Raw genomic sequence first — 16,825 nt, forward strand, 5'->3', positions numbered from 1 at the left:
GCGCCGAGGAATCGGCGCCGCTCCGTCGTTTCAGAAGCGTCTTGTCAGAAAGGCAGCAGCGGGTCGATCGCGACCGCGACGAAGATCAGCGTCAGGTAGGTGATCGAGGCGTGGAACACGCGCATGGGCCGCGGCTCGGTGCCGTGGACGGCGCGGTTGTAGAGCCGGTGCGACTCGTAGATGAACCATCCGCCGAAGACCGCCGCGGAGACGGTGTAGACCAGGCCCATGTTCGCGATCGGGACGAGGAGCAGCGAGCACGCCACGGTCGCCCACGCGTACAGGATGACCTGAAGGCCGACCTGCGAGGCGTTGCGGGTGACACCCAGCATCGGCACGTCGACGTCTTCGTAGTCGTCCTTGTACTTCATCGACAGCGGCCAGTAGTGCGGCGGCGTCCAGAGGAAGATCAGGAGGAAGAGGATGAACGCCGGCCAGTCGAGGGAGCCGGTCACGGCGGCCCAGCCGATGAGAACGGGGAAGCACCCGGCGATGCCGCCCCAGATGATGTTCTGCTCGGTGCGCCGCTTGAGGATCATCGTGTAGATCACGACGTAGAAGAAGATCGCCGTCGCCGACAGCGCGGCGGTCAGCCAGTTGGTCGTGGCCAGCAGCCAGACCGTCGAGACGATCGCGAGCGTCCAGGAGAAGATCAGCGCACCGCGCGGGCTGACCTCGCCCGTGACCAGCGGCCGATTCTCGGTGCGATGCATGTGCGCATCGATGTCTCGATCGAGGTACATGTTGAACGCGGCGGCGGAACCGGCGCTCAGCGAGCCGCCGATGACGGTCGCCAGCACCAGCCACAGGTTCGGCAGGCCGCCCTGCGCCAGGAACATCACCGGAACGGTCGAGACGAGCAGAAGCTCCAGGACACGCGGCTTGGTGAGCGTGACGTAGGCCTTCACCGTGCGACCGATGGACGACTTCCTCACGGTCTGATCAGACATCGTCGAGATTTCGATCGCCTCCTCCGCACATGTGACCGGACAACCTCTCCAGTCTATGACACCGGATGACGTCGTCCGCGCCGCCGTCTCGCGTGGCACGACAGTCGTCTTCGCTATGCTGAGAGCACTCGCGCGCCCGGCGCTGCGCACACCCCTCCACGCGTCTCCGCGACGGTGCAGGATGCGCCAGGGAAGTTGCGGATGCGCCAGGGAATAAGGGCGCCCTCGAAACTGTCGGAAAGGGCATGAACGTGTCGGAATTGCAGTGGGATGAGATCGATCGACGCGCGGTGGACACCGCCCGAATCCTGGCGGCCGATGCCGTCGAGAAGGTCGGCAACGGTCACCCCGGCACGGCCATGAGCCTTGCTCCGGCCGCGTACCTCCTCTACCAGCGCGTGCTGCGCCACGACCCGACCGACGTCGACTGGCTGGGCCGCGACCGCTTCATCCTCTCCGCAGGACACTCCTCGCTCACGCAGTACGTGGAGCTCTACCTCGGCGGCTTCGGACTCGAGCTCGACGACCTCAAGGCGCTGCGCACGTGGGGCTCCCTCACCCCGGGTCACCCGGAGTACGGCCACACCAAGGGCGTCGAGATCACCACCGGCCCGCTCGGCCAGGGCCTCGCCTCCGCCGTCGGCTTCGCCTACGCCGCCCGCTACGAGCGCGGCCTGTTCGACCCCGAGGCCGCACCGGGCACCAGCCCGTTCGACCACTTCGTCTACGTGGTCGCCGGCGACGGCGACCTGCAGGAGGGCGTGACCAGCGAGGCATCCTCGCTCGCGGGTCACCAGCAGCTCGGCAACCTGATCGCGATCTACGACTCCAACCAGATCTCCATCGAGGACGACACGAACGTCGCCTTCACGGAAGACGTCGCGAAGCGCTACGAGGCCTACGGCTGGCAGGTGCAGACCGTCGACTGGAAGAAGACCGGCGAGTACGTCGAAGACGTCGCCGAACTGTTCGCCGCGATCGAGGCGGCCAAGGGCGAGACCTCGAAGCCCTCGCTGATCATCCTCAAGACGATCATCGGCTGGCCGTCGCCTGGCAAGCAGAACTCCGGCAAGATCCACGGCTCCGCTCTCGGCGCCGACGAGCTCGCCGCCACGAAGAAGGTCCTCGGCTTCGACCCCGAGCAGAGCTTCGTGGTCGCCGACGACGTGCTCGCACACACCCGCGGTCTCGCGGCTCGTGCCGCCGAGGCTCGCGCCGCCTGGCAGGAGTCGTTCGACGCCTGGGCCGCCGCGAACCCCGAGAAGAAGGCGCTCCTCGACCGGCTCGAGGCGCAGGAGCTTCCCGCCGACATCACGACCGCGCTCCCCGTGTTCGAATCCGGCAAGGAGGTGTCGACCCGCGCCGCATCCGGCCAGGTCATCAACGCCCTCGCCGCCGAGCTTCCCGAGCTCTGGGGCGGTTCGGCCGACCTCGCCGAATCGAACCTCACCACGATCAAGGGCGCGCCGTCGTTCATCCCTGCCGAGTGGTCGACCCACGAGTGGTCGGGCAACCCGTACGGACGGGTGCTGCACTTCGGCATCCGCGAGCACGCCATGGGCGCGATCGTCAACGGCATCGTCCTGCACGGCAAGACACGCGCGTTCGGCGGCACCTTCCTCATCTTCAGCGACTACATGCGTCCCTCGGTCCGTCTCGCGGCGCTCATGAACATCCCGAGCATCTTCGTCTGGACCCACGACTCCGTGGCCCTCGGTGAGGACGGCCCGACGCACCAGCCGATCGAGCAGCTCGCGACGCTCCGTGCGATCCCGAACTTCACGGTCGTCCGCCCCGCCGATGCCAACGAGACCTCGGCCACCTGGCTCGAGATCCTCCGCCGCCACGAGGGACCGGCCGGCATCGCCCTGACCCGCCAGAACATCCCGGTGTTCGAGCGCAGCGAGGGTGCAGCCTCCGGCGACACGTTCGCTTCGGCGGACAACGCGGCGAAGGGCGCCTACGTCCTCGCCGAAGCGCCGAACGGCACGCCCGACGTCATCATCATCGCGACGGGCTCGGAAGTGCAGCTCGCCGTGAACGCCCGCGAGGCGCTGGCTGCCGAGGGCGTCAACGTCCGCGTGGTCTCCGCTCCGTCGCTGGAGTGGTTCGACGAGCAGGACGAGGAGTACCGCGAGAGCGTGCTTCCCGCCTCCGTCACGGCTCGTGTCTCCGTCGAGGCGGGCTCCGTGCTCTCCTGGCGGGGAATCGTGGGCGACCGCGGCCGCTCGGTCGGCATCGACCACTTCGGCGCCTCCGCCGATTACAAGACCCTGTTCGAGAAGTTCGGCATCACGACCGAGGCCGTCATCGCGGCCGCACGCGAGACCATCGCCGCAAACAGCACCAAGGAGAACGCATGAGCACCCCCACCGCACAGCTCGCCGCCGCAGGTGTCAGCATCTGGCTCGACGACCTCTCCCGCACCCGCATCGACTCCGGCAACCTCGCCGAGCTGATCTCGTCGCGCAACGTCGTCGGCGTCACGACGAACCCGACCATCTTCGCGAACGCGATCACCGACAAGAGCAACACGTCGTACGATGCGCAGGTCACCGAGCTCGCCGCCTCCGGCGCGAGCGCCGAGGAGGCCGTCTTCGCTGCCACGACCCAGGACGTGGGCGCGGCACTCGACGTGTTCCGGCCCGTGTGGGAGGCCTCGGGGCACGTCGACGGACGCGTCTCGATCGAGGTCTCCCCCGACCTCGCCCACGACACCGCGGGCACCGTTGCGCAGGCCAAGGAGCTGTGGGCGAAGATCGACCGCCCCAACCTCCTCGTCAAGATCCCGGCCACCAAGGCGGGGCTTCCGGCCATCACCGAGGCGATCGCGACCGGCATCAGCGTCAACGTCACGCTGATCTTCAGCCTGGAGCGCTACGCCGAGGTCATCGACGCCTACCTGACCGGTCTGGAGCGCGCGCACAGCGCCGACTTCGATCTGTCGAGCATCCACTCCGTCGCCTCGTTCTTCGTGTCGCGCGTCGACACCGAGACCGACAAGCGACTGTCGGCGATCGGCACCCCGGAGGCCGAGGCGCTCAAGAGCAAGGCCGGGCTCGCCAATGCGCGCCTCGCCTACGAGCTCTTCGAGCAGAAGTTCGCGGAGAAGCGCGCACAGGACCTGATCAAGCTCGGAGCGAACCTGCAGCGTCCGCTGTGGGCCTCGACCGGTGTCAAGGACCCCGCACTTCCCGACACCCTGTACGTGACCGAGCTCGTCGCCGACGGTGTCGTGAACACGATGCCCGAGAAGACCCTCGAGGCCACCTTCGATCACGGCGTGATCACCGGTGACACGATCACGGGCGGGTACGCCGAGGCGCACCAGGTGTTCGACGACCTCGCCGCCGTCGGCATCGACCTCACCGATGTCACCCAGGTGCTGGAGGACGAGGGCGTCTCGAAGTTCATCGACTCGTGGCACGACCTGCTGGGTCAGGTGGCCGAGGCTCTGGAGTCCCAGCGATGACCTTCTCGATCCACACGTCCGGCGCGGCGCGGGCCGCCATCGATGAGACCGTGCCCAGCCTGGTCCACGACCTCGTCGCGTCGCGCATCACCGGCGGCGACGCCACCCTCTGGGGCGCGGCCGCCGAGGCCGAGGCCGCCGTCCGTCTCGGTTGGGTCGAGGCCGTCTCGGTCTCCCGCCCGCTCGTCGCGGAGATCGTCGCACTGCGCGCCGAGCTGAACGCCAAGGGTGTCACCCGCGTGGTCCTCGCCGGCATGGGCGGCTCCTCGCTCGCGCCCGAGGTCATCGCGCAGACGGCCGGTGTGCCGCTGACGATCCTCGACTCCACGGCTCCCGGCCAGGTGCTCGCCGCGCTCGACGAGGGCCTCACGGACACCGTGCTGGTCGTGTCGTCGAAGTCGGGCTCCACCGTCGAGACCGACTCGCAGCGCCGGACCTTCGAGGCCGCGTTCCGTGACCTCGGGATCGATCCGGTGGAACGCATCGTCGTCGTCACCGACCCCGGCTCCCCGCTCGATGTCTCGGCACGTGAGGCGGGATACCGCGTCTTCAACGCCGACCCGAACGTCGGCGGCCGCTACTCGGCGCTCACCGCGTTCGGACTGGTCCCTTCGGGCCTCGCGGGCGTCGACATCGAAGAGCTGCTGAACGAGGCCGAGGCCTCGTCCCTCGAGGTCGCCGTCGACTCCGCCGAGAACCCCGCGCTCCGCCTCGGCGCAGCGATCGCCGCGACGACCCCGCGACGCGACAAGCTCGGTCTGATCACCGACGGCACGCACATCAAGGGTCTGCCGGACTGGATCGAGCAGCTCATCGCCGAATCCACCGGCAAGGACGGCACCGGCATCCTCCCGGTGGTGCTGCTCCCGGTCTCTCCCGAGCTCGACCCGGTGCCCGCCGACCTGCAGATCGTCCGCCTGGTCGACGACGCCAACGAGTTCCACCTGCACGAGCGCCACGAGGGCGAGATCCTCGTGAGCGGCACCCTGGGTGCGCAGCTCATCGTCTGGGAGTACGCGACCGCGATCGCCGGACATCTGCTCCGGATCAATCCGTTCGATCAGCCCGACGTCGAGTCGGCGAAGATCGCCGCCCGCGGCCTCCTCGACGCCCGCCCGGAGCCCACCGCTCCGGCATTCGTCGAGAACGGTGTCGAGGTTCGCGTGTCCGACGCGTCGCTCGCCGCCTCCGGTACCGTCGAAGGAGTGCTGGACGCTCTCTGGGCGCAGCTCCCCGCGGACGGCTACGTCTCCATCCAGGCATACGTCAACCGCCTCGAGGTCCCTCAGCTCCAGGGCCTGCGTGAACTCGTCGCCGCCGATTCCGGTCGGCCGACGACGTTCGGATGGGGTCCGCGGTTCCTGCACTCGACCGGCCAGTATCACAAGGGCGGACCGGCGCAGGGTGTGTTCCTTCAGATCCTGGAGCGCACCGACGTCGATCTCGAGATCCCGGATCGCCCGTTCACGTTCGGGCAGCTCATCCAGGCGCAGGCCGCCGGCGATGCCGCCGTTCTCGCAGAGCACGGCCGCCCGGTCGTCACGCTGACGATCACCGAGTCCTCGGACGACGTGCTCGCCCTCTTCGAAGCCGCACAGAAGTAACAGCAGGAGAATCCCCCACCCATGTCTGTTCCCATCTCGCGCGGGCACAACCCGCTGCGTGACCCCGATGACCGCCGACTCAACCGGATCGCGGGGCCCAGCGCCCTCGTGATCTTCGGCGTCACCGGAGACCTGTCACGCAAGAAGCTGATGCCCGCGGTCTACGACCTCGCCAACCGCGGTCTGCTCCCGCCGGGGTTCGCCCTCGTCGGGTTCGCCCGCCGCGACTGGGAGGACCAGGACTTCGCCCAGGTCGTCTACGACGCGGTCAAGGAGCACGCCCGGACCCCGTTCCGGGAGGAGACCTGGACGCAACTGCTCCAGGGCATCCGGTTCGTCTCGGGCGAGTTCGACAACCCCGACTCGTTCCGCAAGCTCCGCGAGACCATCGAGAAGCTCGACGTGGAACGCGGCACGATGGGCAACCATGCGTTCTACCTGTCGATCCCGCCGAAGGACTTCCCGCTCGTCGCGAAGCAGCTGAAGGACTCCGGTCTCGTCGGCGAGAACAGCGACGATGACGAGCGCTGGCGTCGCGTCGTGATCGAGAAGCCGTTCGGGCACGACCTCGAGTCCGCCCGCGCGCTCAACGCGGCGCTCGAGGTCGCGTTCCCTGCGGACTCGATCTTCCGCATCGACCACTACCTCGGCAAGGAGACGGTCCAGAACATCCTGGCGCTGCGCTTCGCGAACGAGCTGTACGAGCCGATCTGGAACCGCAACTACGTCGACCACGTGCAGATCACCATGGCCGAGGACATCGGCGTGGGTGGCCGTGCGGGATACTACGACGGCATCGGCGCAGCGCGCGACGTGATCCAGAACCACCTGCTGCAGCTGCTCGCGCTCACCGCCATGGAGGAGCCCATCAGCCTCTCGGCGGAGCACCTGCGCGCCGAGAAGGAGAAGGTGCTCGCCGCGGTGCACGTGCCGGACGACCTCTCCCTCGCCACGGCTCGCGGCCAGTACGCTGGCGGATGGCAGGGCGGCGACAAGGTCACCGGTTTCCTGGACGAGGAGGGCATGAACCCCGACTCCACGACCGAGACGTATGCGGCCATCAAGCTCGAGATCGACACCCGCCGCTGGGCCGGCGTGCCGTTCTACCTGCGGACCGGCAAGCGCCTCGGACGCCGCGTGACCGAGATCGCCGTGGTGTTCAAGCGCGCCCCCCAGCACCTGTTCGGACGTGGCAACGCCTCCGAGCTCGGGCAGAACGCGCTCGTCATCCGCGTGCAGCCGGATGAGGGTGTGACGATCCGCTTCGGATCCAAGGTGCCCGGGAGCGGCACCAACGTGCGCGACGTCACGATGGACTTCGGTTACGGTCATGCCTTCACCGAGGCGAGCCCCGAAGCCTACGAGCGTCTGATCCTCGACGTCCTCCTGGGCGACCCGCCGCTGTTCCCGCGGCACGAGGAGGTCGAGCTCTCCTGGAAGATCCTCGACCCCGTGGAGAAGTACTGGGCGGCCGTCGGCGGCCCGGTGGAGCAGTACGCTCCGGGCTCGTGGGGTCCGGCATCCGCCGACGACCTGCTGGCCCGCGACGGACGAGTCTGGAGACGCCCGTGATCATCGACCTTCCCGACACGACCGTCAGTCAGGTCGCCAAGCAGCTCGTCAAGGTGCGCGAAGAGGGCGGCGCCGTCGCCCTCGGCCGTGTGCTCACCCTGGTAATCGCCGCACGCAACGGTGTCGCCGAAGCGGCCATCGATGCGGCGAACGACGCATCGCGTGAACACCCGATGCGCGTGATCGTCATCACCACGGGCGACGGCGAGTCCCGTCTCGACGCCCAGATCCGCGTGGGCGGCGACGCCGGCGCGAGCGAGGTCGTCGTGCTGCGCGCCTACGGAGACGCCGCGAGCAACGAGGAGAGCCTGATCACCGGCCTTCTCCTTCCCGACGCACCCGTGGTCGCCTGGTGGCCGGAGGAGGCTCCCACCTCGCCGGCGACGTCTCCGCTCGGCCGCATCGCCCAGCGCCGCATCACCGACGCCGCGACCTCCCCCGATGTGCGCGACCGGCTGGCTCTGCTCGGCCGTACCCACGCGCCCGGCGACACCGACCTCGCCTGGACGCGCCTGACGCACTGGCGCGAGCAGCTCGCCGCCGTGCTCGATCAGCCGCCGTACGAGCCCATCACGGCCGTCGAAGTTCGTGGCGGCTCCGCCTCGCCCTCGACGGCGCTGCTCGCCGCCTGGCTGCAGATGGCCCTCGACGTGCGCGTCCGCTGGTCGTACGAGAACCCGGAGCACTGGCAGGAGGGCATCAAGTCGGTCCGTCTGACCCGCGCCTCCGGCGACATCCTCCTCGAGCGGCCGTCGCCCGGCATCGCCATTCTCACGCAGCCGGATCAGCCGAACCATGATCTCCACCTGCCGCGCCGCACCCTCCGCGAATGCCTCGCAGAGGAGCTGCGCAGGCTCGACCCCGATGTCCTGTACGGTCGAGTCATCACCGAGGGCTGGGAGAAGCTGGGTCCGCCCGAGACTGGAGAGTGACGTCGATGCCGGTATCGTCCGCAGAGAAGCGGGTCGTGGTGGAACCCACACCTGCCGCCCTCGCCGCCCGAGTAGCAGATCGTTTCCTCACGCGTGTTCGCGCGCGCACACGGAACGGTCGTCTCGCCCATATCGCCCTCACCGGCGGCTCGATGGGTGGTGCCGTGCTCCGCGCCGCTGCCGACGATCCGCGGTCGGCCGCGATCGACTGGTCGCTGGTGCACTTCTGGTGGGGTGATGAACGGTACGTTCCACGCGACGACGCGGACAGGAACTCGCTGCAGTCGCGCCAGGCGCTTCTCGATCACATCCCTGTGCCCGCGGAGAACGTGCACGAGGTGGCGGGACCCGAGACCGGGCTCACCCTCGACGAGTCGGCATCGGCATATGCCGCCGAACTCGCTCGGTTCGGCACCGACGAGCACCCGTGGCCGTCTTTCGCCGTCTGCTTCCTGGGCGTCGGCCCGGACGGACACATCGCCTCGCTCTTCCCGGACCGCGACGAGGTCACCGTCACGGATGCGGCTGTGCTCGCCGTGCGCGATTCTCCGAAGCCCCCGCCCGAGCGCGTCACGCTCACGCGCCCGGTGCTCAACTCGTCGAAGCGGGTGTGGCTCGTGCTCACCGGCGCCGACAAGGCCTCGGCCCTCGGACTCGCCCTCGCCGGTGCGAGCTACACGAGCGTTCCCGCGGCCGGCGCCAAGGGCCGCAAGCGCACCGTGTTCTTCGTGGATGAGGCCGCCGCCTCCGAGGTCTCACCCGACCTCATCGATCAGGCGTACTGACCCGTCGCATCGCTCTGAACCCGTGCGAGCCGCTACGGCTGCTGTGTGGGATCGGAGCGCCGCGGCGGTGCGTCCCCGTCGTCCGGGTTCTCCGGACGTTCAGGAGCATCGACGGTCGTCGTCTGCGAGGAGGGTTCTGCCGAAGATCCCTGGTCCTGCGCGGTCGGGGTGCTCCCACGCTCGATTCCCAGCTCCTGGCTGTCACTGAGCACCTGCGGGTGGTAGCGGGCGAGGCCCACCACCCCCCACACGGCGATGGCGCCGGCGATGGCGAAGATGACCATGACCCACGGCGGCGCGGCTGCGGCCTCGCCGAGCACGATCATGCCGATCAGAACCGCGACGAGCGGATCGACGACCGTGAGGCCGGCGATCACCAGGTCGGGAGGTCCCGAACTGTACGCGGTCTGCACGAAGTACCCGCCGACCGCGGCTGCCGCGAGGAGCGCGACGACGCAGATCGCGGTGATCCACTCGAACTGACCAGCCTCGATGCGCTTGATGATGACCTTGGCGAGGGTGGCGACGAAGCCGTACAGCACACCGGCGCCGACCACGTAGAACAGCGCCCGCATGCGGTGACGGAGTATCAGCCAGCAGGCCCCGAGCACGATGATGACCACCAGCAGGAGGGCGAGGATCACGAAGAGCTCGCGTTCGGTCACCTCCTGCTCCGTGGCGTAGATCGCGGCGAAGAAGACGAAGAGGAAGATGCCGCCGACGCAGCAGGCGATAGCCGTGAGCGATTGTCTCGTCGGGGCATGACCCGACACTCTGGCGTTCAGGAGGGTCGTGATGACGAGGGCGATCGCTCCGAGGGGCTGGACGACGATCAGCGGGGCCTTGACGAGCGCGGCGAGCTGACAGACCACCGCCAGCCCGAGCATGAGCGTGCCGACGAGCCAGGAGGGCCGGGTGAGCAGCCGTTTCAGCTGGTCGAAGCTCAGTCCCGACGCGCCATCTGCGCCGCTGAGACGCTCGACCTTCTCGACGCCGCGGTGCTGGTACTGCGCGCCGAGCGACATGAAAACCGCGCCGGCGAGAGCGAGCGGGATCCCGAGCAGGATGCCGGGATCCTGGAAGGCTCCGACGAGCTGATCGCCGACCTGTTCGGCCTCGTTCATCCATACCCCAGCAGTCACGGTACGAGCCTACCGGGCGAGCACCGCCGACTAGGGTTGTGACGTGGCTGTACTTCCGATTCGCATCATGGGCGACCCCGTCCTGCACTCCCCCGCGTCCCCCGTCGACGAGATCACCGACGACATCCGCACGCTCGTCTCCGACATGTTCGAGACCATGGACACCGCCCCGGGAGTCGGGCTGGCCGCCCCGCAGGTGGGCGTCCCCCTGCGCATCTACACCTACGCCTATGTGGACGACGACGATCAGCCGTGGCGCGGGGTGCTCATCAACCCCGTGCTCTGGATGGTGCCGCTCGAACCGGGTGATCCCGATCCCGACCTCGAGTCAGAGGGCTGCCTCTCGTTCCCCGGCGAACGATTCCCGCTGCGTCGCTCGGAGCGGGTCCACGTGACCGCGACCGACCTGGAGGGTCGGCCGGTCACGATCGACGTGGACGGATGGCGCGCACGGATCATGCAGCATGAGTTCGATCACCTCGACGGCATCCTCTACGTGGACCGGCTCTCCGACGGCGACTGGAAGACCGTGCAGAAGATCGCGCGCAAGCGCGGATGGGGCCGTCCTGGGGCGAGCTGGATGCCCGGCGTGGACGACCTCGAAGGCTGAGCCGAACCCCGACTGGAGATCGTGTCCCCGAAGGCACGAAGGAAGATCACGATGAAGCTGTACCGACGACCCTCTCTGCTGTTCGCCGCGGGCGCCCTGACGCTCGCGGTCGCCCTGGCCGGCTGCGGGACCGCTGAGCCCGCGGCGGAACGCACTCCGACCGACGATGGCGGCGGTGTCACGAAGAGCGAGGCTCCCGCTGTGGCTGTCGGTGACTGTCGACTCGAAGCCTCCAGCGGCCTTCCCGAAGACGCAGAGGTCGTCCCCTGCGCGGAACCGCACGACGAAGAGGTCTTCCACGACGTCGAGCTGCCCGAGGGCGCCTACTCGCAGGAGGCCGTCGAAGCCTCCTCCGCCGAGTGCGTCGGCGATGCGTTCACGGCATTCGTCGGCGTGGCCAGGGAGGAGTCCACGCTCGGCGTGTATCAGATTCCCCCGACGGAGGAGACGTGGGACGGACCCGAGGGGCGCGTCCTCTCCTGCGTGCTGTTCGACCCTGCCGGACAGATCGAGGGAACGCTGGAGGGCGCCGCGCGCTGAGCCAACACCGTCGTCGGTGACACTCAGCCGTCCGATGCGCGCAGCGCGAGCCACGCGGCGACACGATCGTCCGGGTCCGCCAGCGACAGCCCGATCAGATCCTCGATCCGTCGGATGCGTGCCGTCAGGGTCTGCCGGTGGATCCGCAGTCGGCTGGCACTCTCCCCCCACGCGCTGTTCGTGGCGAGGAAGACCCGCAGCGTCTCGATGAGCTCGGTCCCCTGATCCCCCGCACGGAGCGGATCGAGCAATCGCCCGACTCTGCCCACCTGCTCCCGATCGAGCTGACCGAGCACGAAGGACACGGTCGGTATCGCGGTGTAGCGAGCGACACGGTCGCCGCCCGTGCGTGCCGTCTCACACGCTTGACGGGCCTCGTCGACGCTCCGGGCGAGTGACTCCGTTGCGGCCGGGCGCCCCAGACCGAGGTACAGCGTCGATGCGAACGCCTCGACGCGATGCGCGATCTCCTCGGCGTGTTCTTCTCTCAGCAGGCCCTGGAAGAGCCCTCGCTGGGAGGTGAAGACATGCTCGGCACCCAGTTCGTCCAGCCAGACAGCGAGCAGATGTTCGACGTCGACGCCGCTCGTGCGCGATGCCAGAGCGAATCCGACCAGACTCCGTTCGTGCACGCCCCAGCGGCGCAGCAGGCGCGCGGCGCCGTCGCCCCCCTCGAGCACCGTCTCGAGCATCATCGATCGGCCGAGTCGTTCGAGATGGCTGCTGTCGCGCGTCCTCATGAGCAGATCTAGCAGCGCAGCGGCCTGCGAGCTGAGTTCCCGGCCCCGGCCGGAGCTGTCGTTGCGCGGGGCGGTGACGAGCTGTGCGGTGATGTCCTGTCCGGGGCCCACGGGATGAACCTGCAGCGCTCGATGACGAACCCGGACAGGCCGACCGATCGCGACCGCTATTGCGTCGTCGATGTGGAGGCTCCCCGCGCCAGCAGTCGTGATCACTTCGCCGTGCCGGTCGAGCAGCACGGCCCATCCGTCGATCCGGTGTGCGAGTTCGGCGATGACACCCGTGATGCCGCTGCGTCGCGCCGCGAGGGTGAGGACCCGCATCGCGGAGGTGATCGCCCGCGCCTCCGCAGCCTGGTCGACGGCGAGAAGTGCCACGAGCCGAGGCATGAGCAGCTCCTGCGGCGTCCGCGCACCCACGATCGCGGTGATCCGCGCCGTGGAGAGCACCTGGCGGAGAGAAGGTGTGTCTGCGCTCGTGACGAGCACGATGCCGCGCAGGAGCGTTATGCGTTCCGGATCGTCGACGAGCGCGAGGACCGCCCGCTCGTCCGTCGTGACGAGCGTCGTGAAGAGCCGGTCGGTCGGGACGCCGAACGCGTCGATCGCGACGACCGAGTTCACGTGTCGTGCGCTGGGGACCTCCCCGTGCAGGAGCTCGCCATCCAGGTACCGCGCCACGGAGACGACATCACGAACCATGTCTCGATCATACGAAATGTCGAGAGCAGGCGAGGCGCTTCACACATTTGTCGGATGCCCTGAGCGCGTGCGCTCTCCTAGCATCGTGCGCATCCCCTCTCCACCCGAAGGATGTCATGAAAGCTGTTGTCTTCCGCGATCCGCAGTCACCGATCGAATTCGTCGACGTCGACCTCGCGCCGCCGCGCGCTGGCGAGGTCCGTGTGCGAATCGCGGCCGCCGGCGTGTGCCACTCGGACCTGCACGTCAAGCGCGGCGAATGGGATGCCGCTGCTCCCCTGGTCATGGGGCACGAGGGATCCGGTGTCGTCACCGAACTCGGCGAAGGCGTGACCACGCTCGCCGTCGGCGATCACGTGGTTCTGAGCTGGGTGCCGCCGTGCGGCGAGTGCCGCTACTGCCGAGCCGGCCACGAGGCCCGGTGCCAGAAGGTCGCGACGGTGGTCGCACCGCTCGGGGTCCTGTTCGATGGAACTTCGCGTCTCAGCCTCGACGGCGAGACGCTGCACCACTATCTCGGCGTCTCCTCGTTCGCCGAGGAGGTCGTCGTACCCGCGTCGGGTGCCGTGAAGGTCCGCGACGACGCACCGCTCGACGTCGTCGCCGTCGTCGGGTGCGCCGTGGCCACGGGAGTGGGCGCCGTGCTCAACACCGCCGCAGTCGAACCCGGCTCCACCGTCGCGGTGATCGGGTGCGGCGGCGTGGGCCTCAACGTCGTCCAGGGGGCGCGACTCGCCGGCGCGGAACGCATCGTCGCGATCGACGTGCGACCCGAGAAGACCCAGCTGGCGCTGCAGTTCGGCGCGACCGATCGCATCGACGCCTCGCAGGGTGACGCCGTCGCGCAGCTCCGTGAACTGATCTCCGACGGGGTCGACTATGCGTTCGATGCCATCGGACGCACCAGCACGACGGAACAGTCGATCCAGATGCTCGGACTCGGCGGCGCCGCCGTGATCGTGGGACTCCCCCCGACGGGCGCCCGCGCCTCGTTCGAGCCCCTCGTGCTCGCCGAGGCCGATCAGCGCATCCTCGGATCGAACTACGGATCCGTGCGGCCCTCGATCGACGTTCCCGCTCTGGTCGACCGGTACATGGACGGTCAGCTCAAGATCGACCCCCTGATCTCAGGACGGCGCCCTCTGTCCGAGGCCGCGGCCGCGCTCGACGACCTCGAGACCGGGTCGGCGCTCCGCACCCTCCTCATCCCCTGACCGCGCACCGCGGCCCCTCACCCCTGAAACCCGAATCCAGGAGAACCCATGTCTGACACCGTCGTCGCCCCACCCAGCGCGCCCAAGGATGCCGGTCTTCGCACCGGCGTCATGAGCGGCCCCGAACTCGCGGCGCAGGCCATCGCCAACATCGCCCCCAGCGCCGTCATCGCCTTCACCGCGGCGGCGATCTTCCTCGGTGCAGGAAACGGCACCATCTACGCCTTCGCTCTGGCGACCATCGTCATCCTGTGCGTCGGCTACTGCGTCGTCGTGTTCGCTCGTAAGCACGCCTCGGCCGGATCGCTGTACACCTATGTCTCGAAGGGGCTCGGACCGTTCGGTGCCTTCCTCGCCGGCGTCACCCTGCTGATCGGATGCTTCGGCATCGCCGCCGCCTCCCTCAGCGGTTCCGTCAGCTACATGGCGCAGTTCCTCCGCATGCTCGGCCTTCCGGCCCAGGGACTCGGATGGGACATCGGCCTCGCCGTGATCCTCGGCGGGCTGGCGACGCTGTTCACCATCCGCGGCATCCGTCTGTCGGCTCGGGTCTCGCTCGTGCTCGAGCTCGTCTCGGTCGGCATCATCCTCGTGCTGTTGGTCGCGGCGCTCATCTGGGCAGGACCGGCCGCGTGGGATCCCGCGCAGGTGCTCGCCACCGGCTCGTCGTTCCAGGGAGTGGCATCGGGCATGGTGCTCGGCATCCTCGGTTTCGTCGGGTTCTCCTCCGCTGACGCACTCGGTCGCGAGGCCAAGGAGCCGTACAAGGCGATCCCCCGCGCGATCATGTGGAGCGCGCTCGGCGTCGGCGTCCTGTACGTGTTCGCCGCGTATACGCAGATCACGGTCCTCGGCGACGACCTCGCCACCTCGGCCAGCCCGCTGGAGAGCATGTCGGCTCTCATCGGCATGCCGGGCTGGTTCGCCGCCGCCCTCACGATCGGCGTCTCGGCCTCGTTCTTCGCGGTCGTCGTCGCTCCACTCAACGTCATCGGGCGCATCGTGTACGTGATGGGCAAGGAGGGCGTGGTCGCCGAGCGATTCGGCCGCACCCATGAGCAGCACCTGACCCCGCACCGCGTGTTGATCATCGCCGGCGCGGCCGCGATCACCGTGGACATCGTGCTGCTGCTCTCCGGCGCGGCCACCGGCGACATCCTCGTCTGGGTCAACACCTGGGGAACATACGGCTACATGGTCGCCTATGCCCTCGTCGCGATCGCCTGCGTCGTCTACACGCAGCGGGCGAAGATGCGCAACGGACTCGTCAAGGTGTGCGCGACCATCGCGGTCGTCACCATGGCGTACGTGTTCTTCGCCAACGTCTGGCCCGTCCCGGCGTTCCCGTACAACGTGATCCCGTACATCTTCCTCGCGACCGTCGCCCTCGCGCTGACCCGGTACCTCTACCTGGCGCGACGTCGGCCCGACGTGATCGCCCGGATCGGCAACACCGAGACGAGTGCGATGGAGGGCGTGGGCTGACCCCGCCTCTCCGCTGACGAGAAGAGCCCCTTCGATCGAAGGGGCTCTTCTCGTCGCATCGGCCGCTCGACCCCGCCGGGAACGAGAAAACCCCCTCCGTGGAGGGGGTTTTCTCGTTGGCTCCCCGGCTTGGACTCGAACCAAGAACCTGCCGGTTAACAGCCGGCTGCTCTGCCAATTGAGCTACCGAGGAATGTGCCCGCTCAGCGGGCAACTCGACAAGCTTAGCAAACTCCGGACCGACTTCATGACACCGGGGCACCCTTCGCGGATGCCGGGCGTGTCGTTCTCAGCGGCGGGAATCCGACTCCGCATTCGGCACCCACAGCAGGTCGCGTCCGACGCCGCGGGCGACCACGTGACCGGCGCGCAGCATGAGCGTCTCGGCGTTGAGCTCGCGAATGAAGTCCGCATCGTTGGTGACGAGCAGCGCTGCCATCCCCTGCTCCTTCCGGCGTCGGGTGATGGCGTCGAAGACCACCGGCCGCACTTCGAGATCGAGGTTCGCGAGGATCTCGTCGGCGATCAGCACCTTCGGCTCCAGGACGAACGAACGCGCGATCGCGACCCGCTGACGCATTCCGGCGCTGAGCTCGTACGGGAACTTGGCCGCGGTGCCGAGCGGAAGGTGCAGCTCGTCCAGGAGCGTCGCCACACGGATCGAGAGCGCCTTGGTGTTGACCTTGCGCTCGCGGACGAGGATCGGCTCGGCGATGACCTCGTTCACGGTCAAGCGCGGCGGCAGGTCGGCCCCCGCCCCCTGCGGCACGAAGCCGGTGCGGTAGGTCAGGATGCGGTGTTTGCGTCCCGGCCGGCGCACATCGACGCCGCACACCTGCGCGCTTCCACCGACGACCTTCACCGAGGGGTCGGTGGAACCTGCGAGAGCCGCGACCAGCGTCGACTTCCCGGATCCCGTGGGACCGGCGACGCAGATCAGTCCCCCGGGAGCGAGAGCGAAGGTGACGCCGTCGACGGCGCGGTTCGGCATCCCGTGGCCGATACGGTCGATCACCAGATCCGAGCAATCGATCGCGTTCGTGGATTCTGGCCTGCGGGACATATGTCCATCCTGCC

General features: G+C 68.5%; 14 protein-coding genes and 1 tRNA gene. 10 read left to right on the forward strand and 5 right to left on the reverse strand.

From position 1 onward, the window contains the following. Nucleotides 1–44: 44 nt before the first annotated feature. The gene (locus tag ACWGO6_RS11655) at nt 45–950 is read right to left on the reverse strand and encodes a heme o synthase (RefSeq protein WP_136042030.1); all 906 of its coding nucleotides are present in this window, start codon (nt 948–950) and stop codon (nt 45–47) included. Between the two features lie 251 nt (nt 951–1,201). Between ACWGO6_RS11655 and tkt the strand changes: the two genes are divergently transcribed. Genes tkt through pgl form a run of 6 tightly spaced genes read left to right on the forward strand, consistent with a single transcriptional unit; the run spans nt 1,202 to nt 9,315 of the window. After that, on the forward strand, nt 1,202–3,313 hold the full coding sequence (gene tkt, locus ACWGO6_RS11660; RefSeq protein WP_136042029.1) for a transketolase: 2,112 nt from the start codon (nt 1,202–1,204) through the stop codon (nt 3,311–3,313). Then, complete coding sequence (gene tal, locus ACWGO6_RS11665; protein WP_136042028.1) at nt 3,310–4,422, forward strand: transaldolase; 1,113 nt, start codon at nt 3,310–3,312, stop codon at nt 4,420–4,422. The genes tkt and tal overlap by 4 nt, the downstream gene beginning before the upstream one ends. Continuing rightward, nucleotides 4,419–6,026, forward strand: a complete 1,608-nt coding sequence (locus tag ACWGO6_RS11670) for a glucose-6-phosphate isomerase (protein WP_136042027.1) — start codon at nt 4,419–4,421, stop codon at nt 6,024–6,026. The genes tal and ACWGO6_RS11670 overlap by 4 nt, the downstream gene beginning before the upstream one ends. A gap of 21 nt (nt 6,027–6,047) precedes the next feature. Then, entirely contained in the window at nt 6,048–7,598 is a 1,551-nt protein-coding gene (zwf, locus tag ACWGO6_RS11675) for a glucose-6-phosphate dehydrogenase (RefSeq protein ID WP_136042026.1), read from the forward strand. After that, nucleotides 7,595–8,530: a glucose-6-phosphate dehydrogenase assembly protein OpcA gene (locus tag ACWGO6_RS11680; RefSeq protein ID WP_452326799.1), complete on the forward strand. Its 936-nt coding sequence runs from the start codon at nt 7,595–7,597 to the stop codon at nt 8,528–8,530. Before zwf ends, ACWGO6_RS11680 begins: the two co-directional genes overlap by 4 nt. A 5-nt stretch (nt 8,531–8,535) precedes the next feature. Next, on the forward strand, nt 8,536–9,315 hold the full coding sequence (gene pgl, locus ACWGO6_RS11685; RefSeq protein ID WP_205820313.1) for a 6-phosphogluconolactonase: 780 nt from the start codon (nt 8,536–8,538) through the stop codon (nt 9,313–9,315). Between the two features lie 32 nt (nt 9,316–9,347). Here the strand turns inward: pgl and ACWGO6_RS11690 are convergent, their stop codons facing one another. Beyond that, nucleotides 9,348–10,439, reverse strand: a complete 1,092-nt coding sequence (locus ACWGO6_RS11690) for a DMT family transporter (RefSeq protein WP_240745076.1) — start codon at nt 10,437–10,439, stop codon at nt 9,348–9,350. Between the two features lie 61 nt (nt 10,440–10,500). Between ACWGO6_RS11690 and def the strand changes: the two genes are divergently transcribed. Further along, nucleotides 10,501–11,067 (forward strand): peptide deformylase, encoded by a 567-nt coding sequence (def, locus tag ACWGO6_RS11695; protein WP_136042023.1) that lies wholly within the window; start codon nt 10,501–10,503, stop codon nt 11,065–11,067. Between the two features lie 51 nt (nt 11,068–11,118). Next, nucleotides 11,119–11,607, forward strand: a complete 489-nt coding sequence (locus ACWGO6_RS11700) for a septum formation family protein (protein WP_136042022.1) — start codon at nt 11,119–11,121, stop codon at nt 11,605–11,607. Between the two features lie 23 nt (nt 11,608–11,630). Here ACWGO6_RS11700 and ACWGO6_RS11705 read toward each other — a convergent pair whose 3' ends face one another. Further along, nucleotides 11,631–13,049: a helix-turn-helix domain-containing protein gene (locus ACWGO6_RS11705; protein WP_136042021.1), complete on the reverse strand. Its 1,419-nt coding sequence runs from the start codon at nt 13,047–13,049 to the stop codon at nt 11,631–11,633. Nucleotides 13,050–13,165: 116 nt separating this feature from the next. On the opposite strand from ACWGO6_RS11705, the gene ACWGO6_RS11710 reads away from it, so the two are divergent. Together ACWGO6_RS11710 and ACWGO6_RS11715 are read left to right on the forward strand one after the other, a co-directional pair. Next, nucleotides 13,166–14,263: an alcohol dehydrogenase catalytic domain-containing protein gene (locus ACWGO6_RS11710; protein ID WP_136042020.1), complete on the forward strand. Its 1,098-nt coding sequence runs from the start codon at nt 13,166–13,168 to the stop codon at nt 14,261–14,263. Nucleotides 14,264–14,311: 48 nt separating this feature from the next. Then, nucleotides 14,312–15,748 (forward strand): APC family permease, encoded by a 1,437-nt coding sequence (locus tag ACWGO6_RS11715; RefSeq protein WP_452326800.1) that lies wholly within the window; start codon nt 14,312–14,314, stop codon nt 15,746–15,748. 117 nt (nt 15,749–15,865) lie between these two features. On the opposite strand, the gene ACWGO6_RS11720 is transcribed toward ACWGO6_RS11715, so the two are convergent. Together ACWGO6_RS11720 and ACWGO6_RS11725 are read right to left on the reverse strand one after the other, a co-directional pair. Continuing rightward, a tRNA-Asn gene (locus ACWGO6_RS11720) sits at nt 15,866–15,941 on the reverse strand. 96 nt (nt 15,942–16,037) lie between these two features. Continuing rightward, nucleotides 16,038–16,811, reverse strand: coding sequence for an ATP-binding cassette domain-containing protein (locus tag ACWGO6_RS11725; protein WP_136042018.1), 774 nt, complete (start codon nt 16,809–16,811; stop codon nt 16,038–16,040). Nucleotides 16,812–16,825 lie beyond the last annotated feature (14 nt).

It is taken from the genome of Microbacterium sp. NPDC055665, from assembly GCF_053618035.1.